Source organism: Streptomyces sp. LN549 (assembly GCF_043203805.1).
GTDB lineage: Bacteria > Actinomycetota > Actinomycetes > Streptomycetales > Streptomycetaceae > Streptomyces.
In genome coordinates, this window is sequence record NZ_JAZHRI010000002.1 from 7,464,655 (window position 1) to 7,490,423 (window position 25,769).

The 25,769-nt window shown below is 68.9% G+C and carries 23 protein-coding genes and 3 pseudogenes; 20 read left to right on the forward strand and 6 right to left on the reverse strand.

The features are described from left to right. The first annotated feature begins 294 nt into the window (after positions 1 to 294). From SH922_RS33355 to SH922_RS33390, 8 genes and pseudogenes are all read left to right on the forward strand, one after another. Positions 295 to 975 (forward strand): helix-turn-helix domain-containing protein, encoded by a 681-nt coding sequence (locus tag SH922_RS33355; protein ID WP_393062285.1) that lies wholly within the window; start codon positions 295 to 297, stop codon positions 973 to 975. A 171-nt stretch (positions 976 to 1,146) separates the two neighbouring features. After that, entirely contained in the window at positions 1,147 to 2,052 is a 906-nt protein-coding gene (locus tag SH922_RS33360; RefSeq protein ID WP_393062286.1) for a universal stress protein, read from the forward strand. A 283-nt stretch (positions 2,053 to 2,335) separates the two neighbouring features. Further along, positions 2,336 to 3,051 (forward strand): annotated as a pseudogene (locus SH922_RS33365) (PEP/pyruvate-binding domain-containing protein). A gap of 2 nt (positions 3,052 to 3,053) precedes the next feature. Beyond that, positions 3,054 to 3,218 carry a putative PEP-binding protein gene (locus SH922_RS33370; RefSeq protein ID WP_393063754.1) on the forward strand — a complete coding sequence of 55 codons (165 nt, stop codon included), beginning with the start codon at positions 3,054 to 3,056 and terminating at the stop codon, positions 3,216 to 3,218. Next, positions 3,199 to 3,657 (forward strand): Hsp20/alpha crystallin family protein, encoded by a 459-nt coding sequence (locus SH922_RS33375; protein WP_393062287.1) that lies wholly within the window; start codon positions 3,199 to 3,201, stop codon positions 3,655 to 3,657. The genes SH922_RS33370 and SH922_RS33375 overlap by 20 nt, the downstream gene beginning before the upstream one ends. Next, positions 3,654 to 4,148 carry a flavodoxin domain-containing protein gene (locus tag SH922_RS33380; protein WP_393062288.1) on the forward strand — a complete coding sequence of 165 codons (495 nt, stop codon included), beginning with the start codon at positions 3,654 to 3,656 and terminating at the stop codon, positions 4,146 to 4,148. The genes SH922_RS33375 and SH922_RS33380 overlap by 4 nt, the downstream gene beginning before the upstream one ends. A gap of 50 nt (positions 4,149 to 4,198) precedes the next feature. Next, positions 4,199 to 4,804, forward strand: coding sequence for a hypothetical protein (locus tag SH922_RS33385; protein ID WP_393062289.1), 606 nt, complete (start codon positions 4,199 to 4,201; stop codon positions 4,802 to 4,804). A gap of 240 nt (positions 4,805 to 5,044) precedes the next feature. After that, a pseudogene (locus SH922_RS33390) lies at positions 5,045 to 5,221 on the forward strand (alcohol dehydrogenase); the annotation flags it as partial. A 293-nt stretch (positions 5,222 to 5,514) separates the two neighbouring features. On the opposite strand, the gene SH922_RS33395 reads toward SH922_RS33390, so the two are convergent. Beyond that, positions 5,515 to 6,501 (reverse strand): Acg family FMN-binding oxidoreductase, encoded by a 987-nt coding sequence (locus SH922_RS33395; RefSeq protein WP_393062290.1) that lies wholly within the window; start codon positions 6,499 to 6,501, stop codon positions 5,515 to 5,517. Between the two features lie 379 nt (positions 6,502 to 6,880). Here SH922_RS33395 and SH922_RS33400 point away from each other — a divergent pair, with 379 nt between their 5' ends. Together SH922_RS33400 and SH922_RS33405 are read left to right on the forward strand one after the other, a co-directional pair. Next, positions 6,881 to 7,741: a universal stress protein gene (locus SH922_RS33400; RefSeq protein ID WP_393062291.1), complete on the forward strand. Its 861-nt coding sequence runs from the start codon at positions 6,881 to 6,883 to the stop codon at positions 7,739 to 7,741. A 164-nt stretch (positions 7,742 to 7,905) separates the two neighbouring features. Further along, positions 7,906 to 9,639 (forward strand): GAF domain-containing protein, encoded by a 1,734-nt coding sequence (locus SH922_RS33405; RefSeq protein WP_393063755.1) that lies wholly within the window; start codon positions 7,906 to 7,908, stop codon positions 9,637 to 9,639. A 24-nt stretch (positions 9,640 to 9,663) separates the two neighbouring features. On the opposite strand, the gene SH922_RS33410 is transcribed toward SH922_RS33405, so the two are convergent. Both SH922_RS33410 and SH922_RS33415 read right to left on the reverse strand, forming a co-directional pair. Next, the gene (locus SH922_RS33410) at positions 9,664 to 10,356 is read right to left on the reverse strand and encodes a response regulator (protein WP_393062292.1); all 693 of its coding nucleotides are present in this window, start codon (positions 10,354 to 10,356) and stop codon (positions 9,664 to 9,666) included. A 369-nt stretch (positions 10,357 to 10,725) separates the two neighbouring features. Next, positions 10,726 to 11,003: pseudogene (locus SH922_RS33415) on the reverse strand (DUF302 domain-containing protein); the annotation flags it as partial. A gap of 249 nt (positions 11,004 to 11,252) precedes the next feature. Between SH922_RS33415 and SH922_RS33420 the strand changes: the two are divergent. After that, complete coding sequence (locus SH922_RS33420; RefSeq protein ID WP_393063756.1) at positions 11,253 to 11,645, forward strand: ATP-binding protein; 393 nt, start codon at positions 11,253 to 11,255, stop codon at positions 11,643 to 11,645. A 177-nt stretch (positions 11,646 to 11,822) separates the two neighbouring features. On the opposite strand, the gene SH922_RS33425 is transcribed toward SH922_RS33420, so the two are convergent. Beyond that, positions 11,823 to 12,311 carry a MarR family winged helix-turn-helix transcriptional regulator gene (locus SH922_RS33425; protein ID WP_393062293.1) on the reverse strand — a complete coding sequence of 163 codons (489 nt, stop codon included), beginning with the start codon at positions 12,309 to 12,311 and terminating at the stop codon, positions 11,823 to 11,825. Between the two features lie 96 nt (positions 12,312 to 12,407). On the opposite strand from SH922_RS33425, the gene SH922_RS33430 reads away from it, so the two are divergent. From SH922_RS33430 to SH922_RS33445, 4 genes are all read left to right on the forward strand, one after another. Beyond that, positions 12,408 to 13,598: a PP2C family protein-serine/threonine phosphatase gene (locus SH922_RS33430; protein ID WP_393062294.1), complete on the forward strand. Its 1,191-nt coding sequence runs from the start codon at positions 12,408 to 12,410 to the stop codon at positions 13,596 to 13,598. Positions 13,599 to 13,798: 200 nt separating this feature from the next. Beyond that, positions 13,799 to 15,481, forward strand: coding sequence for a SpoIIE family protein phosphatase (locus tag SH922_RS33435; protein WP_393062295.1), 1,683 nt, complete (start codon positions 13,799 to 13,801; stop codon positions 15,479 to 15,481). Then, on the forward strand, positions 15,478 to 16,686 hold the full coding sequence (locus tag SH922_RS33440) for a B12-binding domain-containing protein (RefSeq protein WP_393062296.1): 1,209 nt from the start codon (positions 15,478 to 15,480) through the stop codon (positions 16,684 to 16,686). Before SH922_RS33435 ends, SH922_RS33440 begins: the two co-directional genes overlap by 4 nt. Then, the gene (locus SH922_RS33445) at positions 16,608 to 17,090 is read left to right on the forward strand and encodes an STAS domain-containing protein (protein WP_393063757.1); all 483 of its coding nucleotides are present in this window, start codon (positions 16,608 to 16,610) and stop codon (positions 17,088 to 17,090) included. Before SH922_RS33440 ends, SH922_RS33445 begins: the two co-directional genes overlap by 79 nt. Positions 17,091 to 17,310: 220 nt before the next feature. Here SH922_RS33445 and SH922_RS33450 read toward each other — a convergent pair whose 3' ends face one another. Further along, positions 17,311 to 18,540: a TetR family transcriptional regulator gene (locus tag SH922_RS33450; RefSeq protein WP_393062297.1), complete on the reverse strand. Its 1,230-nt coding sequence runs from the start codon at positions 18,538 to 18,540 to the stop codon at positions 17,311 to 17,313. Positions 18,541 to 18,605: 65 nt separating this feature from the next. After that, positions 18,606 to 19,700, reverse strand: a complete 1,095-nt coding sequence (locus tag SH922_RS33455) for an XdhC family protein (RefSeq protein WP_393062298.1) — start codon at positions 19,698 to 19,700, stop codon at positions 18,606 to 18,608. Between the two features lie 140 nt (positions 19,701 to 19,840). Between SH922_RS33455 and SH922_RS33460 the strand changes: the two genes are divergently transcribed. The 5 genes from SH922_RS33460 (at position 19,841) to SH922_RS33480 (ending at position 25,746) form a co-directional block, all read left to right on the forward strand. After that, a complete protein-coding gene (locus SH922_RS33460) occupies positions 19,841 to 20,710 on the forward strand; it encodes an FAD binding domain-containing protein (RefSeq protein WP_393062299.1) in 870 nt (289 codons plus the stop codon). Beyond that, on the forward strand, positions 20,683 to 21,246 hold the full coding sequence (locus tag SH922_RS33465; RefSeq protein ID WP_393062300.1) for a (2Fe-2S)-binding protein: 564 nt from the start codon (positions 20,683 to 20,685) through the stop codon (positions 21,244 to 21,246). Before SH922_RS33460 ends, SH922_RS33465 begins: the two co-directional genes overlap by 28 nt. Positions 21,247 to 21,251: 5 nt before the next feature. Then, positions 21,252 to 23,639: a xanthine dehydrogenase family protein molybdopterin-binding subunit gene (locus tag SH922_RS33470; protein ID WP_393062301.1), complete on the forward strand. Its 2,388-nt coding sequence runs from the start codon at positions 21,252 to 21,254 to the stop codon at positions 23,637 to 23,639. A gap of 61 nt (positions 23,640 to 23,700) precedes the next feature. Next, entirely contained in the window at positions 23,701 to 24,336 is a 636-nt protein-coding gene (locus SH922_RS33475) for an SRPBCC family protein (protein ID WP_393062302.1), read from the forward strand. A gap of 414 nt (positions 24,337 to 24,750) precedes the next feature. After that, the gene (locus tag SH922_RS33480) at positions 24,751 to 25,746 is read left to right on the forward strand and encodes a helix-turn-helix domain-containing protein (RefSeq protein ID WP_393062303.1); all 996 of its coding nucleotides are present in this window, start codon (positions 24,751 to 24,753) and stop codon (positions 25,744 to 25,746) included. The last annotated feature ends 23 nt before the right edge of the window (positions 25,747 to 25,769 follow it).

Sequence of the window (25,769 nt, forward strand, 5' to 3'; positions counted from 1 at the left end):
CACAGCCGCAGGACGACTGGAACCAAGCTGACCTTGTACTTACCGCTCTCACGGACTGGGAGCGGTTAAAGAGCGAGCGTTCAGAAGGGTCGACGAGTACGGACGTCCCTCCGGAGCCCCGGCACCAGCGAGATCGGGGTCGGCACCGTCGTTTTCGGCTTCGCCAGCTACACCGCGGCCTTTACGCCGCCCGCGCCCGGTTGAGGCACGTAGGGTGCGGTCCCGTCCTGCGCCCGGCCCCGACTCTCGTTAGCGTTGGCTCGTACGACGTGTCGATGGACAGGGAGCCCGAGGATGCCCTCACAACCGCATTCGGCGAGAGGCGACATCGGTCGACGTGTTGCCACGCGTCGCAAGCAGCTCGGCCTGTCCAGGCAGGATGTGGCCTTGCGTGCAGCCGCGGCGCCCGGCTACATCGAGTACGTGGAGGAGCACTCCTCGGCTGCGCCGGGTATCGGCTTTCTGCTCCGGCTGGCCAACGCTCTCGAAACAACGGTCGAGGAGTTGTCGGGCGCGACCGGGGATCTGCCGGCAGGGCTTGCGAGAGCGGCTCAACAAGCCCAAATGGTGGAACTCGATGAATCCGAGTGCTGGGCCCTGCTCGGCGATCACGGTGTGGGGAGGGTGGCGCTGGCCAGCGGGGACGGGCCCGTCGTGCTGCCACTGAACTACCAGGCACTGGACGGCGAGGTCATGTTCAGCACGGCGGAGCACTCCCCGCTATCCACGGCCGCCGGCACAGAGATCGCCTTCGAGGCCGATCACATCGACGATGCCTTCAGCAGAGGGTGGAGTGTGCTGCTCGTCGGGCCCGTTCATGTTGTGGCGGACGAGGAAGTCGCTCGTCGGCTCAGGGAGGCGGCGTACTCGACACCGTGGGCGGGGGAGGGGCGCGAGCATGTCATGGTGCTCTCGCCCCGACGCGTCACCGGGCGCAAGATCATCGTGCGCGGTGCGCCGGGCGACGACCGCTGAATCAGGGGCACGTCAATCCGGATGGGGGAACCACGCATCCAGCCTCCCTTCGGCCCTTCCGGTACGGGGAGGGCCGACAGGTCTCGATCGGGACCAAAGGGCCCCTCCTGGTGAGCTGCCGGTCGGTGCGACCGTGGACGAGTAGCCCTGGGCCACTCCCAAGGAGGAGCCATGACCAGCGACTCTCCCGGCCCCCCGGAACTCGGGGCCGTTGTCGTCGGCATAGACGCATCCCCGCAAGCACGGACGGCTGCCCTGTGGGCGGCCGCGGAAGCGGACCGTCGCGGGCGGCCGCTGCACATCGTCCATGCCACCGATACCGACCGGCGCGCCATTCTCTCGTCAGCCGACACCATCCAGGCGTTGCGCGAAACGGCACGCGAGCTGCTGGCCGGCACAGCCGATGCCGTGGTGGAACGCTTTTCCGGACTGACCGTGACGAAGGAGCTCAGCCGGCAGGAGCCGGTGGCCGGCCTGTACGCGGCTGCCGGGAACCGGGGAACGATCGTTGTGGGGAGCAGAGGGCTGGGCGGGTTCGGTGCTCTGCTGCTCGGCTCCGTAGGACTGGGCGTGGCCGCGCGGACCAAAGTGCCGGTGATCGTCGTACGCGGCGAGCTGGACCGGGCCGAGACGGGTGTGATCACGGCGGCTGTGTACGGCGCCTCCGATCTGGACTGGCTGACAGTCGCGGCTGCCGAGGCGCAGGGCCGTAAGGCGTCACTGCGTCTGTTGAGTGTGTGCAACGTGCTGGCTCACGTCGGCAGCGTCACCACCATGCTTGACGATGTCGGCGGGATCGCCGAGCAGCGGGTGCACGAGGTGTCCGCCATGGCCGACCGCATCCGGACGCGCTGCCCCGGCCTCACCGTCACCCATCACGTCGAGACAGGAACGAGCGTCCCCGGTGTTCTCGTCGAGGCCACGGCCCATACCGACCTGCTGGTCATGGGCACCAGGCATCGGGTGTTCCGGGCGGGACCGGCGTTGGGGCGAACCAGCCATGCGCTGCTCCATCACGGTCACTGTCCCGTCGAGATCATTCCCCCCGACTTCGTGGTGGCGGGCGATGAACCGTGACGGCTCCTGATGCGCACGGCGCTCTGCACCACCCGGAGGCATCGCCACAGGTCCGTCCGGCTCACGCCGACGGTCGGCACTGTCGGGGCGGGGGATGCCGCAATAGGCCGGTCCACATCTCCGAAGAGGTGAAACCCATGAAACGCATCCGGATCTCGGCAAGGCGGCAGTGGCCGCGCAGGCCCTCCCCGCTCGATCTGCGCACCCCGTCGGGTCGCCCGCTGCCCTACTGATATCCGGTATCCGGGCCGGAACCGTAACTGCACGACGCACGGAGGCTGTCATGGCACCACGTCGACACGTCATACCGTCCACCGAGCTCGGCCGTCAGGACGTCGGCAGAGTGGGAGGGAAGCATGCTTCGCTGGGCGAGCTCACCGCACATCTCGGTGCCGCCGGGGTGCGGGTGCCACCCGGCTTCGCCACGACAGCCCAGGCTTATGAAGAGCTGCTGACTGCCGGCGGGCTGCGTGCCTCGATCGCCGGACAGAACGGTCGCCTGCACGGGGGAGCCCCGCTCAACGCGGTCGGCTCGGCCACTCGGGCACTGATGCTTCAGGAAGTGCTGCCGGTGCCGCTCCAGCAGGAGATGGCCACCGCATACGAAGAACTCGCCCGAGCGACGGGGCACGAGAACCCACAGGTCGCCGTGCGCAGCAGCGCCACCGCAGAAGACCTGCCGGAAGCCGGCTTCGCAGGGCAGCAGAGACCTGCCTCAATGTGCGGGGACCTCAGCAGCTCCTCGAATCGTGCCGACGATGCTTTGCTTCACTCTTCACCGACCGTGCCATCGACTGCCGGGAGCGCATGGACCGTCGTCAGCGGCCAGGTGGATCCCGACGAGTACACGGTCTTCAGGCCGAGCCTGAAGGACCCCTTGCTCAACCCGTTGATCGATGTCCGTGTCGGGTCCGAGAAGTGCAAGACCGTAGCGATCCAGCGGTCACCAGCAGCATCACGAGTCTCGTCACACGCCCCACGCGGCCAATCGCCACGTAGGACTGTGCGGCCAACGACCAAGCGAAGAGCCCGAGTTCACCAGAGTTCTGGTAGAGGCCGGCGTCGACTCGATCTCGGCGGTGCCCGACCGTTTCGCAACGGTGAAACAGCATGTGGCACGTGCCGAGGCCCGGAAAGGAGCACATGATGACACGCGCGAAGGCTGAACACAGGCGCAGTTTCCTCCCCGATCTCGTGGACTGGTTCGGCAGCGAATTTCCCGGGCTCCCCGGCTGGCGTCCAGGGGCGGCTGCTCACTCCATCCCGATCGAGGTGTCGAACCAGGAGGGCGATTACGTCCTGCGTGCCCAACTACCGGGCATGGAACCAGAATCGGATATTCGTGTCACGGTCGACGACAACCTCATCACCGTGCACGCGGACCATGCCGAGTCGCAGGAGGAGAAGGAGCACTCCGAGTTCCGTTACGGATCCTTCCGGCGGACGGTGCGTCTCCCCGGCACGATCCGGCCGGACAAGGTCGACGCCTCATACACGGACGGTGTCCTCACCATTCGCGCCGCGCTGTTGGGCCGGGCGGAGGAGAGCGAGTACAGCATCCCGGTGAAGCGCGGCGACGATCGGGGCGAGGAGGCGGTGACATGACGTCGAAGCGTGTACTGGTCGCGTACGGGAGCAAGCACGGAGCGACCGCGGGGATCGCGGACGAGCTCGGGAAGACTCTGCGGGGGGACGGCTTCGACACGGACGTCGTGTCGGCCGACGCCGTCAGTGACGTGAGCGGCTACGACGCAGTCGTACTCGGAGGCGCTCTGTACGCCGGACGCTGGAACGGCGAAGCGACCCAGTGCGCCCGGCGCAATGCGGGGCAGCTCCGGCACCGCTCCGTCTGGCTCTTCAGCAGTGGCCCCGTCGACAGCTCCGCCGAGCAGCGCGACATACCCCCCGTGCACGGCGTGGCCCGCTGGATGAAGAGATTTGACGCTCAGGAGCACACCACCTTCGGTGGGGCGCTTACTGCCGAAACCCCCGGCAGGATCGCCCGGGCGCTAGTCCGCCGCGGCAAGGGCGGTGACTTCCGAAACCCTGAACGCATCCAGGAATGGGCCCACCACATCGCCGACGAACTCACCTGACTTCATTGAGCGGTGCCCCGGCCTCACCCTTCCGGCTACGGAGGCGCGACATGGCCAGCGACGACTCCCCGGCTCCCGGCGGCGGCCTTTCCGGGACGAAGCCCTTCGGACGCCTCGCTCTGGTCATCGCCGCGGTGATCGCACTCATCTGCGGCGCGATGGGCGCCGGAGCCGTGTGGAATGCCGCTGCCCGGACGGACCCGGACACGGCCGCACACCGGCATCGGGTCATCGCCACCACGACCGACCGGGCCGGCATCGCCCCGGCGGCCCGATACGGGACGACGCCCGTGTCCACTGCGCCGGCCTCGTGGCAGTACCCCGGTCACGTCTCGCGAAGCGGGAGCATTCATGTCCGGGCAGGTACCCCCAAGGGCCATGAAACGGCGATCTGGGTGAATGACGCAGGCACGTACCAGGCCCAGTCCCCGCCGAGCGTGTCCCAGCGAGTGTTCACCTCCATCGCCGTCGGTGCCGGGGCGGCCGGTGTCGTCGGACTGGCCGAAGGCGCCGCCGTCCTGCTGGTGCGCCGGCGGGCCATGGGCCGTCGCCTCGTTGCGTGGGAGCGCGAGTGGGAAGAGGTCGAACCCGTATGGACCGGTCGGCTCCGCCGAGAACCCGGACACGACGATGAACCCGGACACGACGATGACTGAGTCTGCCCTGAGCGGCGACACCTCGCGCCCCGCGCTCCCCCCGGATTCCGATCGGAGCGAGCCATGCGGGTCCTGGCAGTCGCCCAGAAGGATCTGCCCCAGAGGGCTTCGCCGCCCTCGACCCGGCAGGAGGCTGAGTCCGGACCGATACCTCGGCCTCGTGTCCGCGGCGCTGGTCACCCGGCCCGGGGTGAACCTGGCTGTGACCTCGTGGACGAGAGACAGGAAGCAGGCCACGTCATGAAGGCACTCCTCTTCCGCGGCCCCGGCCACATCGAGTGGGGGGACGCGCCGGACCCGAGAGTCGAGGACGCCGCCGACGCGATCGTCCGGGTCGACACCGCGACGACCTGAGGCACGGATCTGCACATCGTCAAGGGCGATGTGCCCGAGGTGGAACCCGGGCGCGTGCTCGGCCAAGCGCGGTTCGACGGGGCCCGCGCGCTCCTGGAGGCCCGCGGTCTCGCACTGCCCTTCGGGAACGTGGACGACCCACCCGGCTGCGCGAGTGTGTGGGCGGTCGCCGCACGCAAGAGTGCCGGCCTCGCCGCTGGGCCCGCTCGTGGTGCTGCTTCCCCAGGAGCGACGGGTCACCGTGCCCGCAGGGGGAGAGCGATGGTTCCGACTGCCGTGACACCGACCGACCGGGCGCACCGGGCCGAGCGTGAGCACCGAGGGAGCCGAGCGAGAGCACCGACGGATGCGTACCCTCACCTGATGGTGAGGACCTCGTCCACCCTCCTGCGCGGGGTGGCCGTCCCACGAGGTCCGTAGCCGAGCCTCAGCAGCATGTGCACGAAACCGGTGGCGGAGCCGGGATCGCGCGCGAACGACCGGAGTTCGGGCCACTCCAGAGGCTGCGACAGCATCGACGTCGCGAGACCGTCGAGGGTGGCCTGCAGAAGGACGCGCTGCATCGCTTGGCCCGCTCTCAGCCAGTCCGCCGGTGTGTCCGTCACTGTGCCGAGCAGCGCTATCTGCGGCCGCTTCTCGAAGGGGGTCGCGGCGCGGTCCCGCACACTGCGCTGCGTGTCGAAGTCCCGTGTGGGGGCGGTCACGCCGGAATCCCGCGGGCCGAGCGCGTAGCCGGGTATGCCGTCGGTGCTCCGTTCCTTGCTCCTGCCCGTGCGTGTCCAGGCGGCGATCTCATCGCGCATGGCCCCGCTGGCCGTCTCGAAGAGCTCGGCATCATGGACGAGTTCCATGACGGTGTCCATGTGCCAGGCTGCCGGCACGGTGAGCCGGCAGCCCTCCAGCAGGGCCGCTGCGCAGAGCCCGTCCATTACCCCAGCGGGAATCCGATCGTCCGAGAACGGGAAGCGGCTGGTGTGCCGCTGCCGTACGGCGGGATGCAGCGCAGCCAGTTCCCCCTCAGGGGCGCCTGCCTCGCGGAGTGGCACATCGGCCAGATGCCAGTAGTCCAGCGAGCTGGGGAGCAGGTTCGCCACGGCGCTCCAACCGTGATGAGCGGCTGCGACGCGCAGATTGAACAAAGCGGCACCACACCCCAGGTGAAGGCCGCGGTTGTCCGGGTCACCGGCCGGCAATGTCCGGACCGGGTCGCCGTAGACGGCCAGTACGCGGGTGTCGGTGGAGTAGACGAATTTCCAGGGCTGGGTGTTGTGCATGGACGGCGCTGTCACGGCGTCCTCAACAAGCGACGTCACCACCGTCACATCACGTTCCGTCGTCGACATCGTGTGTCCTGCCTCTGTACGTGATCACCGGCGCCATGCGGTGCCGCTCCCGCAACCAGCGTCCGACGGGAACCGCCGGTACAGGAGGGGCCGAACGGTCCTCCGCCAGGACCGACCGGCTCCGTCCGTCCGAGCTCCCGTCGGTGGCGCGTTCTGCGGTGGGCCCTTTGGGTCCCTCTTTGCCCCCGGCGGCCCCTGCCCGGCACGGATTCCGGTGGCACCTTGAGAACACCCCGGGAGTTGCGCAGAGAAGCCGTGCAAGGGGCTCACAGTTCGGCTGGTCAGGGCAGTGAGTCAAAATCCTCCTCCTCCTGACCGGCGTACGCCTCTGTCCAGCCGAAGTCAGCCACTACTCCTGAACGGACATGGGAAGAACGTCATGATCAGCCACGTGAATCGCCAGGAAGTCGTCATCGGCATCGACCCGGTCAAGGACTGGCACCTGGCCCTCGCATGGGCCGTTGACGAAGCACACCGCCGCAAGCTCGCGCTGCGCCTCGTCGTGGTTGTCCCGCCACAGCACGACACCCAGCACGTCGACGGCACCCCACATCACATGCAACTCGAACGGGCCGGGGCCGACGCGCTGGCGTCGGCGGCTTCCTGGTCGCGCGCCCGGTGGCCCGACGCGGACACCACGACCTCGCTTCTCGGCGGACGTCCGGGGCCCACGCTGGCACACCTTTCGAAGAAGGCACACATGCTGGTCCTCGGCTCACGGCATCTCAGTCGCGCGGAGGAGTTCCTGAGCGCGGGCTCCCTCGTGGTTCCCGTCGCGGCACAGGCTCACTGCCCGGTTGTCGTCGTCGGCGATGCCGAGCACAGCACACAGGAGCCGCAGTACCTGGTGGTCGGGGTCGACGGAAGCCAGTCCTCGAAGTCGGCACTGGCCCTGGCCTTCGAGGAGGCCGACCTGCGCGGTTGCGCACTGCGTGCCATCGCCGTGTGGCAGTCTCCGGTCTTCTCGTTCCACAGGGACGACACCGTGTTCCAGGCCGAGCGACGCCTGCTGTCCGCGACAGTGGCCGGCGGGGCGGAGAAGTACCCCGACGTCCAGCTGCACCACGAGGTACTCACCGGATCCCCCGTAGAAGTCCTGGCGGATGCCGCAGAGCACGCTCTGGCCGTGGTGGTGGGACGCAGGGGGGAAGGCGGATACACCGGAATGCGCGTCGGTTCCGTGGTGCACGGCCTGCTGCAACGAGCGCATTGCCCGGTGATCACGGTCCCCTCGGTGTGAGGCCCCTTCCCGGTGCAGGCCGCCACTTCGGCACGAGGAAGCCCCAACCCGTCACATGGAGTGACACGTGGGTGACTCGACATGAGCGCCCAGGCGGCCGGGCATAGGTTGGAAGCAGGCGCGGATCTGCGCTGTCCGGTGCGACCGTGTCGTCGGAGGTACCCATGGGCGGGGATGCCCGTGCGGACCGGGGAGCCGGGCTCCCACGCCTGAGACTCGACGAGCTGCTGGAGGAACTCCAGGGTCGTATCGATGAGGTCCGAGGAACGCGAGACCGCCTGAACGGGCTACTCGAAGCCGTCATGTCCGTGGGCAGGGAACTCGACCTGCCGCAGGTTCTGCGCGGGATTGTCGAGGCCGCCGTCACCTTGGTCGACGCCGAGTACGGGGCCCTGGGGGTGATCGGGAGCGACGAGAAGCTTGCCGAGTTTCTCCCCACCGGCATCAGTGACGAGGTGCGCGAGCAGATCGGCGACCTCCCCTCCGGGCACGGAATCCTTGGCGAGCTGATCCGGCACCCGGTCCCGATGAGGCTGAGGGAGCTCTCGGAACACCCGGCCTCCTACGGTTTTCCGCCTCATCATCCGCCCATGCACTCGTTCCTCGGCGTTCCCATTCGGGTCCGGGACGAGGTCTTCGGGAATCTCTACCTCACCGAGAAGCGGGGAGCGCCGGACTTCGACGAGGAGGACGAGGCGGTCGTGGCCACCCTGGCTGTGGCAGCCGGCATCGCCATCGAGAACGCCCGTCTCTACGAAGAGGGCCGACGTAAACAGAGGTGGCTGGCCGCGAGCTCCGACTTCACGAGCGCGCTGTTGTCCGGTTCCGCCGAGTCCGAGGTTCTCGAAGGAATGCTGGAACGGGCCATGGACATCGCCGGTGCCGACCTGGGCGCCTTCTACCTCGTCGGGCCGAACGGGGAGCTGACCGGCTCACTCGCGCTGGGAGAAGGCGCCGAAGCCCACCGAGGCATCGTGTTGCCGAGCAGCCAGGGAACGCTCGCCGCTGCCGCGCTCGCGGAGAACGGGCTCGTCACCGTTCCGGACATCGGGGCCGATGCCCGGATCACGGAGCAGCCGGAGCGATGGGAGGGGTTCGGGCCGGCGGTGGCAGTCACTGTCGGGACCAAGGAGAAGCTGAGCGGTGTCCTGGTCCTTGCACGACTTCACGGCAGACCGATGTTCGTGGGCGCGGAGATCGCCGCACTGCCGGGCTTCGCCGGGCAGGCCGCACTGGGCCTCGAACTGGCCGACCGCCGCCGGGACGCCGAACAGATGAGTCTCCTGGAGGACCGGGACCGGATCGCCCGAGATCTCCATGACCTCGCGATCCAGCGACTGTTCGCGACGGGCATGACGCTTCAGAGCGCGCGCCCGTTCATCGAGCACCCCGAAGGCGCCGAGCGGCTGAACCGCGCCATCGATGATCTCGATGCAACCATCAAGATCATTCGCACGACCATCTTCGGCCTCAGAGAACACGACACAGCGGAGAGCCCGCCGAAACTCAGGTCCAGAGTCCTCCAGGTGGTGGACAACGCCACGCCTGCGCTGGGGTTCACGCCCGCACTGAGAATGGAGGGCCTGATCGACACCGACGTACCCGAAGGGGTGGCCGATCAAGTGATCGCGGTCATCGGGGAGGCGCTCAGCAATGTCGCCCGCCACGCACGGGCGACTCAGGTGGAGGCGGCGGTCGTCGCCGACACCGGCCTGCTGCTGGTGACCGTGATCGACGACGGTGTCGGACTACCGGAAGGAAGCCGTCGCAGCGGCCTGCGGAATCTGGCCGAGCGAGCGGAACGACTCGGCGGGACCCTGTCCGTCAGTAAGGGTCCCAAGCCCCGCGGTGGCACCGTGCTGGAGTGGCGGGTCCCGCTGCTCCCGGAGGACGACTGAACGGCTTACGGATCCGTGAACCTGTCACTTCCCCTGCCCCGTGTGCTCCCGCACCTCCGCGGCGATCACGGCCGCCTGCACACGGCGTTCCACCCCTAGCTTCCCGAGAAGCCGGGAGATGTGATTCTTGACAGTCTTCTCGGACAGATACAGCCGCTTGGCGATCTGACGGTTGGTGAGGCCCTCGCCGATCAGGTCGAGAACGGAACGCTCCCGCTCGGACAGCACCGAGAGTCTCTCGTCCTGCGGGGGACTGCCCGCCTCGGGACCGCGCACGGAGCGCAGGAGCCGGGCCGTGGTCGCGGGATCCAGCATCGACTGGCCCTTCGCCACGGTCCGCACTGCAGCCACCAGATCCGAACCGTTGATCTGCTTCAGCACGTACCCGGCGGCACCCGCCATGATCGCATCGAGCAGGGCGTCTTCGTCGTCGAAGGACGTCAGCATCAGACAGGCCAGGTCCGGCATGCGCGAGCGCAGTTCCCGGCACACCGTGATGCCGTCGCCCTCGGACAGCCTGACGTCGAGCACGGCGACATCGGGCCTGAGCGCCGGCCCGCGAGCCAGGGCCTGGTCGGCGGTGGCTGCCTCGCCGACGACCTCCAGCCCGGACTCTGCGTCCAGGAGGTCGCGGAGTCCCCGGCGGACCACTTCATGATCGTCGAGCAGAAAGATACGGATCGGCGCATCGGCTGAGGCAGTCGAGTCATCGGACATCTGCAGTCCCTGGAGGTCGGTCGGCGAGCTGCCCTCCTCCGGCCATTGTCTCAGGGACGAGACCGATGCACTCGGGGAAAGCGGTGCCACCGCCCGGTGTGGCGGACTGCCTACGCGGAGGCGCCGGGCGGATTCTCGTCAAGATCCATGCGCACGTCCACCACGCCTTCGACGGCCCGGACGGCCGTGCCGGCAGGGGGATCAGCGTCGCGTCCGCGTGCACGGTCACGGCCGGGCTCGACATGAGATCCTCCGCCGGCACCGCGCCGGCTTTGGGAGACTCGTCGAGCGATCCGAGGCGGTCGGAGTCAGCCCGGCGGAACGCCTCCTTCGGCAGCAGATCCGCTTCTGACACCACGCCGACGGCACCTGCACCACTACGTGGTCGCCCGTGGTGCGAAAACGACATTGCAGGGAAGCAACAGCCCGACCGACGGGTCTGCTTCCAGTGCCTGCCGGGCCAGAGCAGGATTGCAGGCGCCGAGAATCAGGTACCCCTCCATCTCGTGACCGAGCTTCGCCTTCAGCGTGGCCTGCATGCCGATTTCCGTGAGTACGCCGAAGCCCTGGTCGGCCAGAGCCTCGCGTACCGCTGTGACGGTCTCGTCGAAGGCGCCAGCCAGTGTCACGGTGCGGGCGTACGACATCGTGTTCCGTCTCGTCTCTTCCTCGCGATCGGAAACGGCACCGGCACCTGATCCCGGTGCGGGACATCTCGGATACGAGAGAAACCATAACCACGCCGCAGGTTAATATCTGCTGTGGCTGGCATAGATTTCCATTTGTCCCGCAGGGAGGTAATCGAGGCCTGCTGGTTAAGGGGGGAGAGGCGGGGCAGAAGGGACATCCAGGCAAGGACAGGTCAGGGACGAGCTGAGGAGACCAGGGTGAACCTGATGAACACGATGCGCGTCGATGCCACCGCCATCCGCCCCCCAACCGCTGCCGCCGATGCGCGCGAGAGGGCCCGGATCTTCCTCGAAGCCCTCCGCGAGCCGGCTGTCGCCCCGGATACGGCCGACACCGTGATCCTGGTGGTCTCCGAACTCGTCACGAACGCCCTGCGGCACGCCGGCGGTGCCTCCATCCTCTGCCTGACCGCCCGCCCCGATCTCATCGAGGTGGCCGTCGACGACCCCAGTCCGCAGGCGCCGTGCATGCGCACCCCCGACCTGACCGGCGCCACCGGCGGCTTCGGCTGGCGCATGGTCAACCATCTAGCCCGTACCACCGCTGTGATGCACCGGCCGTCCGGCGGCAAGACCGTCAGCGCCCTTCTCGCCCGCTAGCACCACGAGGGCGCGTCGCGGCGACGCTGCTGCGGCGGTGTCCGATTCGGCTGAGGCGGCCGGAAGCCGAATCCTGCATGGCCGGGATCTCTCGCCGGCCCCTGTGTACACGGGGCTCATCGCGGCTGTGATCGGTGCGTCCGGACGGTTGCCGAGGCGATGGGTGGCGCGTGTGGCTCAGGCCGATTCTCGGTGGCCGACGACCTGTCCGGGTGTGCTGACTGCGTCGCACAGGGCGTTGAGTCCCGTGGCGAGGGCGTTCTGAGCCTCGGGAGTCATGCGACTCATGGCCTGGTGGAGGGCTTTCTCGCGGCGGTTCCTGATGGTGTGCAGGTGCGCGAAGCCGGCATCGGTGAGTTCCAATTGCATCTCACGGCGGTCCTCGGGGCGTGGGGTTCGGCGCACGAAGCCGGCAGCTTGGAGACGGTCGCAGAGGCGGGTGATCGAGGGAGCGGCGGCGGAGAGGCGGCGGCCCAGGGTACTCAGGTTGACGCCGGGCTCCCGCTCGATGATGTACATCACACGTGTCTGGGCGGGGGAGAGCGGCGCGGTGCTGAGGGTGTCGCGGCGATGCTCCCAGGCGATTTCGAGGAGCTCCAGGACCTGGCCGATTTCGGGTACGGGAGGGGAGGTGTGCTGGTGGAGGGGGGTGGGGGCCTCGCGCATGTGACACTCCCGTTTGGACCTGGGTGCCCGTTCCGGCTGGTCGATGTTGGCAGTCGCTTTGATGAAGATATGCGAAAGAAAGTAGGTCCGGTACCGGTGGACAGACCCAGCGCGGTCGAGCGCTCTTTGCGCGAGGCCGCGCCCCACGAGATTTTTGACGTGGTCCGTTCCCTGATCGAGCGCCGCCATGATGCCCGGTCGGTGGACCTGTTGTTGGTCGACTACGCAATGACGAGGCTGCAGCCCGTCGGGGTCCTGCCGCACACCCGCCCTCCGATTCCGGTGCACGACAGCGCTGCGGGCCGTGCGTTCGGCGCACAGGAACCTCACTGCGTGCACGACCGCTCGGCGTCCACGGTGACGGCGTACCTGCCGGTCAGCGTCCGAGGTGACCGCCTGGGCATCCTGAGCGTCACAGTGCAGGTGAGTGAGGGTGGCGAGCTGGCTGCGGCCGTACTGGAGGACCTGCAGGAGTGCGCCGACGCGCTGGCGCACGAGGTGGTCGTCGCGGAACGCGACACCGACGTCTTCCTGCAGGCGCGGCGCGCGGAACGGCTGACTCTGGCCGCCGAGATGCAGTGGCAGTTGTTGCCGGGGCGTTCCTGCGCCCGGCCGGAATACAGCCTGGGCGCCCAGTTGGAACCCGCCTACGCCATCTTCGGTGACAGCTTCGACTGGTCCGCCTCGGCCGATGACCTGTACGTGACCGTCAGCAACGGCATGGGCGAGGGGATCGACGCCGCCCTGCTGACGAACCTCGCCATCAACGCGCTGCGCAATGCCCGCCGCGCCGGCCTGAGCCTGGGCGACCAGGCGTATCTGGCCGATCAGGCGGTGTACGGGCAGCACGGGGGAAGCCGGTACCTGTCGACACTGCTGTTCCGCTTCCACCTCCCGACCGGGGACGTGGAGATCATCGATGCCGGTTCACCACGGGTGTGGCGGGTGCGCAGGGGAGTGGTCGAACCGATCGAGCTGGAGGCGCAGATGCCCCTGGGCATGTTCGAGGACACCGCCTACGTTCCGCAGCACTTCCGGGTCGAACCCGGAGACCGGCTGCTCTTCATCAGTGACGGCGTCTACGACGCCCTGTCTCCGGGCGGTGAGAAGTACAACTTCCGCGCACTTGCCGCGTCGATCAACAACACCCGTCTGCTGCCTGCCCCGCAGGTTCCCAGAGTGATGCTGCAGGAGCTGCTGGGGCACCGCGGTTCCGGCCCCGCGGCGGACGACTCCCTGGTGATGTGCCTGGACTGGCACGGCCGTTCCACGAGCCGCAGCCGCTGACGCTCCGGACGCCGGATATGTGCTCTTCACGTGAAGACCCTGCAACTGTCGCCGTGAAATGCCCGCTCAGCACACCCCCGCAGCAAGCGGCGCGCGGGGGTGGGTTGCCATCGCAGACGCCTGCAAGCAATGCTTGCCGCACGTTAACTATTTTCTGTCAGCGGGAAGGCGGTGCGGTTCGCCCCGGGCGAGCCCTCCTCATGGCTACTACCGAGGGAGTTTCCGTCACGCGAACCGAGCAACGTTCTGTGCCCGACCTATGGGCTCTGGCCCCCTGTCCCATGATCATGGCTGACGAGAGGGGCACCATCCTGGAGACGAACCCCGCTGCCGCACTTCTTCTGGAAGGTGCGGTGCCTGGGGCGAGCATGCTGGACACGGTCCCCGACTGGCTGGCACAGGCCCACCTGGAAGCGGTCGTGCGGGGTCGGCCGCCCGCCCAGAGGCGTCAGGAGGCCGGCGGGCTTCTTTCAGTATCGGGGCGGATCTCGTCGCAGAGTTTCGAGGCGCATCCGACCTGGAGCCAGAGCGGGGATGTGGTGTGGTGGCTGGTCGACGACACCGACCGGCGACTTGCCGAAGAGGCGCTCGTCACCGAGCGTGAACGCACAAGATTCCTCGCGGAGGCGTCCAACGTCCTGCTGTCCTCGTTGAACACCGAGAGATGCATGGCAGCCACTGCGGAGCTGGCCGCACAACATCTCGCAGATGTCGCGGTCGTCGTCACCCCGCCGTCCGGCAGCCGGCTGCTCCTCGCACGTGCCATCGCGGGACAAGCCGGCATCCGGACCGTGGTGAGCGCTGCCCCCTCCCAACTCCCCGGTCTGAGCGAGGCACTGCAGGGTTTCCCGCCCGTACCCTCACGCTGGATCGACCCCGCGACCCTGCCCGACTGGATCGTCCCGCAGGACTTCAGGGGGACCATCGGGTCCGTCGTCGTGACCCCCCTCCCCGGCCATGGTGTGCCCGCAGGAGCCCTGATCCTGCTGCGCAGCTCGGACCATGCGCAGTTCAGTGAGAACGAGGAGATCTTCGCCCGGCTGTTCGCCGCACGAGCCGGGGCCGCCCTGTCCGCGGCCCGCGTCTACGGCGAGCAGAGCGCCATAACCCAGACCCTGATGCGTGATCTGCTTCCTCCCCGGCTGCAGCGGCTCAACGGGGTGGAGATCACCGGAGGCTACCGGCCCGCCGAGGCCGGCGAACGGATCGGCGGCGACTTCTACGACGTGCACCCCGGCAGCACCGCCGCGGAGTCCGCACTGGTGGTCCTCGGCGATGTCTGCGGGAAGGGCCTGGAGGCGGCTGTCCTGACCGGCAAGATCCGCAACACTCTGCAGGCGCTGATGCCAATGGCCGACGACCACGGGCGGATGCTGAACCTGCTCAACGGAGCGCTCCTGAACTCCCACCACACCCGCTTCGCGACGCTCGTGATGGCCTCGGTACAGCGTGCCGAGAACCAGGTGCAGCTCCGTCTCACCTCAGCCGGTCACCCTGCCCCCCTGGTCGTCCGGGTGGACGGCAGCGTCGAAGAGATCCCCACGCACGGCACCTTGATCGGTGTCCTGCAGACGATCGACATCCACTCGGTCGAAGCCGTCCTGCAGCCGGGCGAGACATGCCTGCTCTACACCGACGGCTTCACCGAGGCCCGCGGCGGACCGCTCGGCGACGAACTGTTCGGCGAGGAACGCCTGAAGCGTGCCCTGGCGGAGTGCGCCGGCATGCCCGGGGAGGTTGTCGTCGAGCACATCCAGATGCTCGCCGATCAATGGCTTCGCAACGGCAGCCACGACGACATGGCCGTCATCGCGATCAGCGCACCTCCCACGAACCACCTGAGCGCGGTGAACGGCCACACCCGGGGCAGGTACACGGCATGAGCTCAAGCGACGACACCGGCTCCGGCAGCGAAAGTATCCAGACACTTCGCGGCCGGCTCTGGACAGCGGTCACCAGCTACGACGAACACCGCGCCGCGGACATCCTCTTCGCCGCCCTGGAGGGCGGCACGGGCGCCGAGACGATCCTGCTCGACCTCATCGCCCCGGTGCAGGCGAAGGTCGGGAGCGAATGGGCGGCCAACCGCCTGAGCGTCGCCCAGGAACACGCCGCCAGCGCCATCACCGAACGCGTCGTCGCCGCCCTCGCCCACCACCCCTCCACTCGCACCCCACCAACGCTCGGACGGATCACCGTCGCCTGCGTGGACCAGGAATGGCACGTCCTGCCCGCCCGCCTTCTCGCCGAAGTCCTCACCCTGCGCGGCTGGCAGGTCGACTTCCTGGGCGCCCAGGTCCCCACCCCCCACCTCATCGCCCACCTGCACAACAACGGTGCTGACGCGGTCGCGCTCTCCTCCTCGATCCCCACCCGGCTACCCACCGCCCACGCCGCGATCACCGCCTGCCAGGCCACCGGAGTCCCCGTCCTCGCCGGCGGAGCGGCCTTCGGGACAGACGGCCGCCACGCCCGTCTCCTGGGCGCCAATGCCTGGGCCCCCGACGCCCGCACCGCCGCCCAGCAGCTCGCGGACGGCCTTCCCCGGCTCAGTCTCGCCGCGGGGCGGCAGCAGATCGACGACCTGCCCCACCTCGCCGATCAGGAGTACACACTGGTCGTCCGCTCCCAGGGGCAGCTCGTCAAGGAAGTGCTCGCACAACTGGAAGACCGCTTTCCGGCGATGGCCGCCTACAGCACTCACCAGCGCGAGCGCACGGCTGAAGACATCGCGCACATCGTCGAATTTCTCGGGGTGGCTCTCTACACCGACGACGACGACCTGTTCACCGACTTCATCATCTGGACCGCCGGCATCCTCACAGCCCGCCAGGTGCCCGCAGACTCCCTGCACCCTGCCCTGAACATCCTGGCCGACCAGCTCAACGACTTCCCCCGATCCACCCGGCTTCTCAACCGGGCGCGCTTCGCCCTGGACGACGCACCCGTAGCAGCCGGCAAACACCCCGGAGTTTCCGCAGGACGCCCCCGCCCCACTCCCCCTTCACCATCACCGTTGAAGCCGGCCCGGGCACAGCACATCTCCATCTCGCCGGCGACCTCGACTACGACACCAGCGACGAACTGACCCAGCAAGCCGACCGATGTCTCAACAACCACCCCGACCTGGAGGAAATGCGCCTCATCTGCACAGCACTCCGGTTCTGCGACTCCATGGGCATTTCGGCCCTGCTGATGATCCACCGCAAGACCACCGAACGAGGTGTCCGGCTGTACCTGGACAACCCGCCCCCGTTCCTGGGACGCATCCTGAACACCACGGGAATCCAGCGGCTGTTTTCACCCGCACATCGCAGCAACGGAACCAGCAAGTGCCCCCCGGCGATCGCAAGTTGCGACTCGCAGGGGCGTCGCGATGATGTTGGCAGCGAACTTCTCACGCCAGGCGAGCGCGACGCACACGATGCCGACCGGAACGGATACCTCGACCGGCGGGACCAAGACGCCCGAAAGCGCCCTCTCCGGAGGTGATGTCGAACGTCGCGGTCGCCAAGGCGATGGTCATCCCGAAATGGTTCACCGCTGCGATGAACGCGAGCGTGGTGCGTTGTGTGCTGTGCAACCAGATCCCGTGGACTTCGCCGACGGGCTGCCGTGGGTAAGGCGGCCTTCGTGCTCTCGGAAGAGACAAACGCCGAGCCCTGAGAACCTCGTGGGCGCCATCAAGCCCGGAACGCCGGAGGAAACTCAACTACCGACGCGACCGGCCCTCCAGTGTTTGCCCCAGGGCGCCGAGCAGCGCGGAGAGCCGGCGCCGGTCTGCCGCGCCCAGTCCGGCGAGCAGTTCCTGCTCCTGGGCCGACCGTACGGCGAAGATGCGCTCGGCCAGTTCGAGACCCTCCGGGGTGAGACACAGTCGGATGATCCGGCGGTCGTCCGCGTCGCGTTCGCGCCGGATCAGACCTGCCGCCTCCAAACGGTCCGCGTGCTGAGTGAGACCACCCGCGCGGGCCATGCCGGCTGCCGCCACCTCGCCCATCGTCCGACGGTAGGGCTCTCCCGCTTCGCGGAGGACGGCGAGCACGTCGTAGGCAGGCAGACTGATGCCGTACTCCCGGACGGTCCTGCTGGTCAGCGCCTGCACAGCAGCGGCGCACTCGTTCAGCCGGGCGAACAGGGTCGCGGAGGAGTTGTCCGCCTCCTGCTCCGCCCGCTCCGGGCGAAGGCGCCCGGAGCCTACGGGCTCCGAGGGCTCGGACCCGTCGTGGGAGCCGGCCGCGCCGCCCGGCCCGGGCGGGGGAACGGTGTCGAGGGCGTCGCCGAAGGCGGTGATGAGTACGTCTGTCAGCGCCGGAGCGAGCTCCTCGGTCGGGACGGAGGCCGCTGGTTCATGAGCGAAGAGGTAGCGTTCCATGATCACGCCGAACAGGACGCTCCGGATGACAGCGGCGCGCACCTCCGCGTCGGCCGAGTCGCCGAGCAGACGCGCGAGAGGTACACCGACCTGCTTCTCCAGGATCGTGCGCAAGAGCTCGGCGCTCGGCGGGTGACTGACAGCCGAGCGGATCAGGGCGGGCCAGGGATCGTCGGCCGGGAGGCGGTCCCACCGGTCGAGGTAGGCGCGGGCCAGAGCCGCGGGCAGTTCCCCTGTGTTGGCGGCCGTGGCCGACAGCACGTCGCCGGTGACGCCCGATCCACCACCCACCGCTTCACGGAACAGACCGTCCTTGGTGCCGAAATACGCCATCACCAGGCCGGGGGTCACTCCCGCCTCGGCCGCGACGGCGCGTACGCCCACACCTCTGTAACCATGTGCGCCGAACAGTCGCCGGGCCGCTTCGAGGACCGCACGGCGATTGCCCTCCGGGTCATGCGAGCCGGGGCGGCGTTGTGCCGGCTGCCCCGGCAGCCCTGCCTCCAGGCCGGTTCCCGGCGTGGAGCCCTTCGCCGACCGTCGGCGGTCGTTGTCCTCTGGATGCACGTGATACACATTAAACGAGTGTTCAAATTGAACGGTCGTTCATAAAAACATCCGTTCAAATGTAGTCACGTTGCGTGTACCGGACCCGTCCTCAACGTGAGCGGCAGCGCGGTGCCGCCCCGCCTCACCGCCACGATCTCGGCCAGGATCGACACAGCGGTCTCCTCGGGGCCGTGGCCGCCCAGGTCCAGCCCGATCGGCGAGCGGAGCCGTGCGAGTTCCGCGTCCGTCGCGCCCGCCGTGCGCAGTCGCGCCATCCGGTCCTCGTGTGTCCGGCGGCTCCCCATGGCGCCGACGTATCCAGCCCGGCTGCGCAGGGCGAGGGCGAGAACCGGCACGTCGAACCGTGGGTCATGACTCAGCACGCACACCGCGGTCGCAGCGTCGACCAGGTCCTCGTGGGCGCGGAACCAGCGGTCGGGCCGTTCGGCGACGACATCGTCGGCCCGCGGGAAACGCTCGTCGGTCACGAAGGCGGGCCTGGCGTCGCAGACTGTCACCCGGTACCCGAGTGTGGCGCCGACGTCCGCCAGGGGCCGGGCGACCTCTGCCGCACCGAAGATCAGCAGACGGGGCCGAGAGGCGAAGGACTGCACCAGCAGCTCGCGCTCCGGCGCGCAGGCCGCACCGTCGATCGCGCCGTCCCCGCCGGCCACGAGCCCGTTGGCTCCGCGGGCGAGCATGCCCTCGGCAGCCAGGGCCGCAGCCCTGTCCGTACTCGGGTCGCCCAGCGATCCGGATACCCCTCCGCGGCCGACGACCAGGCACCCTCTGCCGTCGACCGGGGTGACCAGGGCCACCGGTACGCCGGCCTCGACGTCGGCGGCGATCCGGCCGAGGGGCACGTTCGCGCCCACCTCGCGGACCAGCACCTCGATCGTTCCGCCGCAGGTCAGGCCCACCGCGAATGCGTCCTCGTCGCCGATTCCCCAGCGTTCGAGCACGGGGGCCGCGCCCGCGAGTACGTCCTCCGCGATCGCGCAGACCTCGGCCTCGACACAGCCCGCAGAGACGCTTCCGACAACGCGGCCCCCCTCGGACACGAGCATCGAGGCGCCCGGACCGTGCGGGGAAGAGCCCCAGGTGCGCACCACCGTCGCTATGGCGAAGCGGGTCCCGGAGCGTTGCCAGGCGGCTGCCTGGTCGATGACGTGTCGCATATCGCCCTCCGTGGGCTGTGAAGTTTCGGACAACCTCTTGCCAAGAAGAAACTTTAATGTAAATCATTTCAGGTACTAGATAAGTCGCCCGTGTCGAATGCCACGGCGCGACCACGACACGAGAGGTCCGGTGGCAGCGGGTGAAACCCACATCCTTCGACTACACCGCCCCGAGCACCGTCGGCGAAGCGGTAGCCCTCCTCGGTGACGAGGAACGGGAGGCCAAGGTAGTCGCGGGCGGCCAGTCCCTGATTCCCATGCTGAACATGCGCCTCGCCAGGCCCGGGCTGCTCGTGGACATCACGCGGATCCCCGAACTCGGCCGCCTCCATGTGGACGAGTCGGGCAACCTGCACATCGGAGCCGCCGTACGGCAGGCCCACGCCGCCGCGGACAGCGCCGTACGGGACGGATGGCCGCTCCTGGCCGCCGCGATCGACCACATCGGACACCCTCAGATCCGTAACCGCGGCACCGTATGCGGCAGCCTCGCCCACCACGACCCGGCCGCCGAACTCCCGACCGCGGCACTGTGTCTGGACGCCCGATTCGTGATCACCGGGCCGCGGGGCACGCGCACGGTCGCCGCCGAGGACTTCTTCGTCGCCACCTTCTCCACGGCCGTCGAGGCGGACGAGCTCCTCACCGAGGTCGTGTTCCCGCCGCTCCCCGCACACCATGGCTGGGCCTTCGAGGAACTGACGCGCAGGCACGGCGACTTCGCCACCGTCGGCGTGGCCGTCGTCCTGGAGCGGGACACCGCTGCGGACACCGTCCGCGCCGCCCGCGTGGTCTTCTGCGGCGCGGGCCCCGTCCCGGTACGTCTGCCCGCCGCCGAGGAAGCACTCCTCGGCAGCGACGTCGGCGAACGGGCTCTCGCTGCCGCAGCCCGCGCCGCGCTGTCCCGGCTCGCCCCCACCGATGACGTCCACGCCACCGCCGAGTACCGGCGCGAGGGTGCCGCCCATCTTCTCGTCCGTGCATGCACCACCGCCTGGGAGCGCTGCTGATGACCCCCTCCGTCCCCGCCCCGCTCGTCGCGCGCACACCGCCACTCGGCGAGCCGTCCGCCTGGCACGAGATCAGCCTCACCGTCAACGGACGGCCGGTCGCCGCCGAAGTCGAGTCCCGGCTGCTGCTCAGCGACTTCCTGCGCGACCGGCTCGGTCTGACCGGCACCCATGTCGGCTGCGAACACGGCGTCTGCGGGGCCTGCACCGTCCTTGTCGACGACGCGCCGGTACGCACCTGTCTGACCCTGGCCGTGCAGTGCGACGGTGCCGAGATCCGCACCGTCGAGGGCCTCGCCCCCGCCGACACCCCGCTCACACCCGTGCAGCGGGCCTTCCACGAGTGCCACGGCATGCAGTGCGGCTTCTGCACACCCGGATTCGTCATGACGGCGACCGCTCTGACCGAGCAGTCCGAGCGTCCCGCCGAGGAACACGTCGCCGACGCGCTCAGCGGGCATCTGTGCCGGTGCACCGGCTACCGCAACATCCGCCGTGCCGTGTGTCAGGCACTCGACGAACGATTCGGGGAGTGACCCGCATGTCCCACGATTCCGACCGGCCCCGGCCCGGCAACGGCAGCTGGATCGGCCGGTCCGTCCCACGCGTCGAGGACGACCGGCTGCTGCGCGGCAACGGCCGCTACGTCGACGACATCGCCCTCCCCGGCGCCGTCGAAGCCGCCTTCCTGCGCAGCCCGCACGCCCACGCCCGTATCGAATCTGTCGACGTGACAGCGGCCCTGGCCGCACCCGGCGTCGTCGCCGTGTGGACCGGCGACGACGTGGCTGACCTGCCCGCGCTGCTGAACAAGGAAGAACTGCGCACCCCGCCGGGCCTCGCCGAGCTCCTTGATCCGGTGGTCCGGATGACTCCCATGCCGCTGCTCGCCCGCGAGAAGGTCCTCTACGTCGGCCAGCCCGTCGCCGTCGTCCTCGCCGAGAACCGCTACCTCGCCGAGGACGCGCTGGAACTCGTCGAGGTGCGTTACGCGCCCCTGCCCGTGCTCGTCGACCCCGAGCACGCCTTGACCCCGGACGCACCTCTGCTGCACGAGGACCTGCCGGACAACACCGCGGTCGCCGTCGCCACCCGCGTCGGCGATCCGGAAGCCGCGTTCGCCGGCGCACATGCGGTGGTGAGCGAGCGGTTCGAGGCCCACCGGTACGTCGCCTCGCCGATCGAGACCCGTGCGATCTCGGCCCACGTCGATCCGTACAGCGGCCGGCTGACCGTCTGGTCGGGCACCCAGACCCCGCACCGGCTGCGGGACGCCATCGCCCACACCCTCGGCCTGGAATCCGCCACGGTCCACGTCATCGCGGCCGATGTCGGCGGAGGCTTCGGCCAGAAGGGCATCCTCTACGTCGAGGAACTCCTCGTCCCGCACGCCGCCCGTCGTCTCGGCCGTCCCGTGCTGTGGCGCGAGGACCGCAACGAGAACCTCACCGCCTCCTCGCACGCCCGCGAACAGATCCACCGCATCGAGCTCGCCGCGGACGCCGATGGCCGCCTCATCGCCGTACGCGACCGGATCACCGTCAACTTCGGCGCGTACAACATGACCGGCCTGGTCGTGCCGTACAACTCGCTGTGCCACCTCCTGGGCCCCTACCGCATCCCGAACGTGCACATCGATGTCGTCGGGGCGCTCACCAACACCACCTTCGCCACGCCCTACCGGGGAGCCGGCCGTCCGGAGACGGTCTTCGCCATGGAACGGGCGATGGACCGGCTCGCAGCGGAACTGGGCATCGACCCTGAGGAACTGAGGGCGCGCAATCTTGTGCGCCCCGACGAAATGCCCTACGCGACCGGCCTGGTGGACCGTTCGGGCAGCCCGCAGACCTACGACTCCGGGGACTTCCCCGAACTCCTGCGCCGCGCCGTCGCGAAGGCGGACGTCGAGGGAGTACGCGCCCAACAACGCGAAGGCGCCCGCGACGGCAAACACATCGGCATCGGATTCGCGATGTACATAGAGGCCACCGGCCTCGGACCGTTCGAAACCGCACGCATCGACATCGCCCCAAACGGCCGGGTGAGGCTCGCCATCGGCGCCCCCTCCCAGGGGCAAGGACACCGCACGTCCATGGCGCAGATCGCCGCGGACGCCATCGGGGTACCGCCCGATGTCATCGATGTGGTCGGCGGCGACACCGATGCCACCCCGTTCGGCGTGGGCACCATCGCCAGCCGCGCTCTGGTCAACGCGGGGAACGCCACCCACCGCGCAGGCCGACTCGTCCGAGAGAAGATCATCGAAGCGGCAGCCCGTCGCCTCGGTGTCGCTGCGGACGGCCTGGACCTGAGCGAGGGCCTCGTGCGGGCCAAGGAGCGGGGAGGCCCGTCCATCGGCCTGGCGGAACTCGCCGGGAAGGCACCGCTGCCCGGCACTCCCGAACCCACCGACGGCCGGCACGGCACCGAGATCAGCGAGACCGTGCACTTCCGCCCACCGGGATTCGCCGTCGCGAGCGGAGCCCATGCCGCCGTCGTCGAGGTCGACGAACACACCGGCGAGGTCAAGATCCTGCACTACGTCGTCGTCCACGACGCGGGCAACATCGTCAACCCGATGATCGCGGAAGGGCAGGTCACCGGCGGCATCGCGCAGGGCATCGGCGGGGCACTGTACGAGGAGATGATCTACGGCCCCGACGGCCAGCCCCGCACCGGTACCTACATGGACTACCTGGTGCCCACGTCCTCGGAAATACCCGACCTCGACATGGACGAGATCTTCACCCCGAGCCCGATGAACGACCTCGGCGTCAAGGGACTCGGCGAAGGCGGCGCGATCGCGCCCCAGGCGGTACTCGCCGGCGCCGTCGAGGACGCGCTGCGCCCCTTCGGCGTGGTCGTACGCCGCGGCCCCCTCTCGCCCAGCCGGGTGCGCGCGCTGATCCGTACGGCCGCCGACGCCTGAGTCCGCCCAACACCTGAACCGGCGCCGCATCCCAAGCCGGCCGCCCTTTGATTGGACAACCATGCAGCTGGACCACTCCTTCACCGTCCCCGCCGGCCTCGACGACGCCTGGAAGCTCTTCCAGGACCTCGACCGGGTCGCGCCCTGCATGCCCGGCGCCGTACTGGACACCCTTGACGGCGACTCGTTCACCGGCCGCGTCAAGGTCAAGGTCGGCGCGGTACAGATGAGTTACCGCGGCGAGGGAACCGTCACCCGCGACGGATCCGCCCGGTCGATGTTCCTCGACCTCAGCGGAAGCGAGACCCGGGGCGCGGGAACCGCGTCGGCCAGGGTCACCGCGACGCTGAGCGCCGTTCCGGCCGGAACCGTGGTGCGTGTGCGCACGGACCTCGACATCACCGGCCGGCCGGCGCAGTTCGGCCGGGGCATCATGACCGAGGTCGGCGACCGCATCGTCCAGCAGTTCGCCACCCGGCTCGAGGAGCTGTTGCGGAATGCCGGTCCCGGCCCGTCGCCGACGCCCACGACGAGCGCCACGGAAACCCTCCGGGGCAGGCTCGCACCCGAGCCGGAGGCCATCGATCTCGGTGCGGCTGCGCTGCCCGTCCTGCTCAGGAAGGCTGCGGCACCCGCGGCGGCCGTGCTGTTCGCGGTGGTGGTGATCCAGGCGCTGAGGCGGCGTTCTCACCAGTGAAACCCTACGGCGCAGCCGCGCCCGGGCCGGACATTTCCCCTCCTCGCGCGGCTCCACCGCTCGTTCCTTCGCCACAGGTGCAGGCTTGCTGCCGAGAACGGCATGATCTGTCCGTGGGGGCTGCTTCGGCGTGCCGACCGCCCCGCGTCGGTCGGGGAGTTGTTCCGGTCGGCGGCGGGCCGGCTCGCTGACTTCGGCCATTGCAAGCGGGCGTGCCCTTACGGATCGAGCATCTGAAGACGGGCGGCCTGATCGTCCGTGACGGGGATGTGGACGACCGCAGGGTCGCCACTCGCCTGTCACGGACAAGGGCTCGCGTGGCGGACACCGTGTACGCGGAGCATTTCGACAGAACGACGGATGCTCGGGGGGCTGCCGCCGTCCGAACGCCGCCGGCTCGGAGGAAGGGCGCAGATGCTGGAGACGCTGGGGCTGAGCACGAACGAGTCGCAGATGTACCAATTCCTCGTCAGATCGGGGCGTATGTGTACCGATCAGGTGCGGCAGCGGCTCAACCTGAGTGATGCGCAGACGGAGGAAGCGACGCAGGGGCTCGTGGCCAAAGGGCTGGTGACCCTCACCGATGAGCGGCCTGCGCGGCTGGTCGCCTCTCCGCCCGACATAGCCGGTGAGGAACTGCTCCTCACGCGGATGAACCAGCTCCGGAGCGCGCGGGGCGTCCTGGACCGGCTCACCAAGGAGTATCGGAAAGCGGCGTCGGGCCCGGTTGCTCTGGAGGAGGTAGCCGAGATCGTTCCCGACGAGAGCCTGGCGCTGCGATACGAGCAGATCCAGCGCAATGCCCGTAACCGGGTGCTGAGGTTCGACGCACCGCCGTACCTGGTGCCCGGGGATCTCAATTTTGCCGAGCTCGACCAGCTGACGGCCGGTGTCACGTACCGGACCGTGTACGACCGCTTGGCTGTGGCCGAAACCGGTGCGATGCGGGAGATCAAGCAATACGTCGACGCCGGCGAGCGGGCCCGCGTACTCAACCAGGTCCCGCTCAAACTGGTCATCGTCGACAGAGCCACGGCACTGGTGTCGTTGCGTGCCGAGGAGGCGCAACTGCCACAGGTGGCCCTCCTGATCCACCCGGGGCCACTCCTCGAAGCTCTGCTCGCCCTATTCGAGATGGTCTGGGCGTCCGCACTGCCGCTGAATCCCATCTCCGATCAGGGGCCTCTCACGCAGCCGGATGTCCAGATGCTGACTCTCCTGCTCTCGGGACTCACCGATGACGCGATCGCACGCCAACTCGGCATCGGCAAAAGGACGGTGAACCGGCGGGTGCACAGCCTCATGGACCAGGCGGGCGTCTCCAGCCGGATGCAGCTGGGATGGCAGGCGGCCCGGCTGGGCTGGATGACGGATGTTCACGAACCGGTCACCGGGCACCAACCGGCATGACTCGCGCATCGGATCGTGGCAAC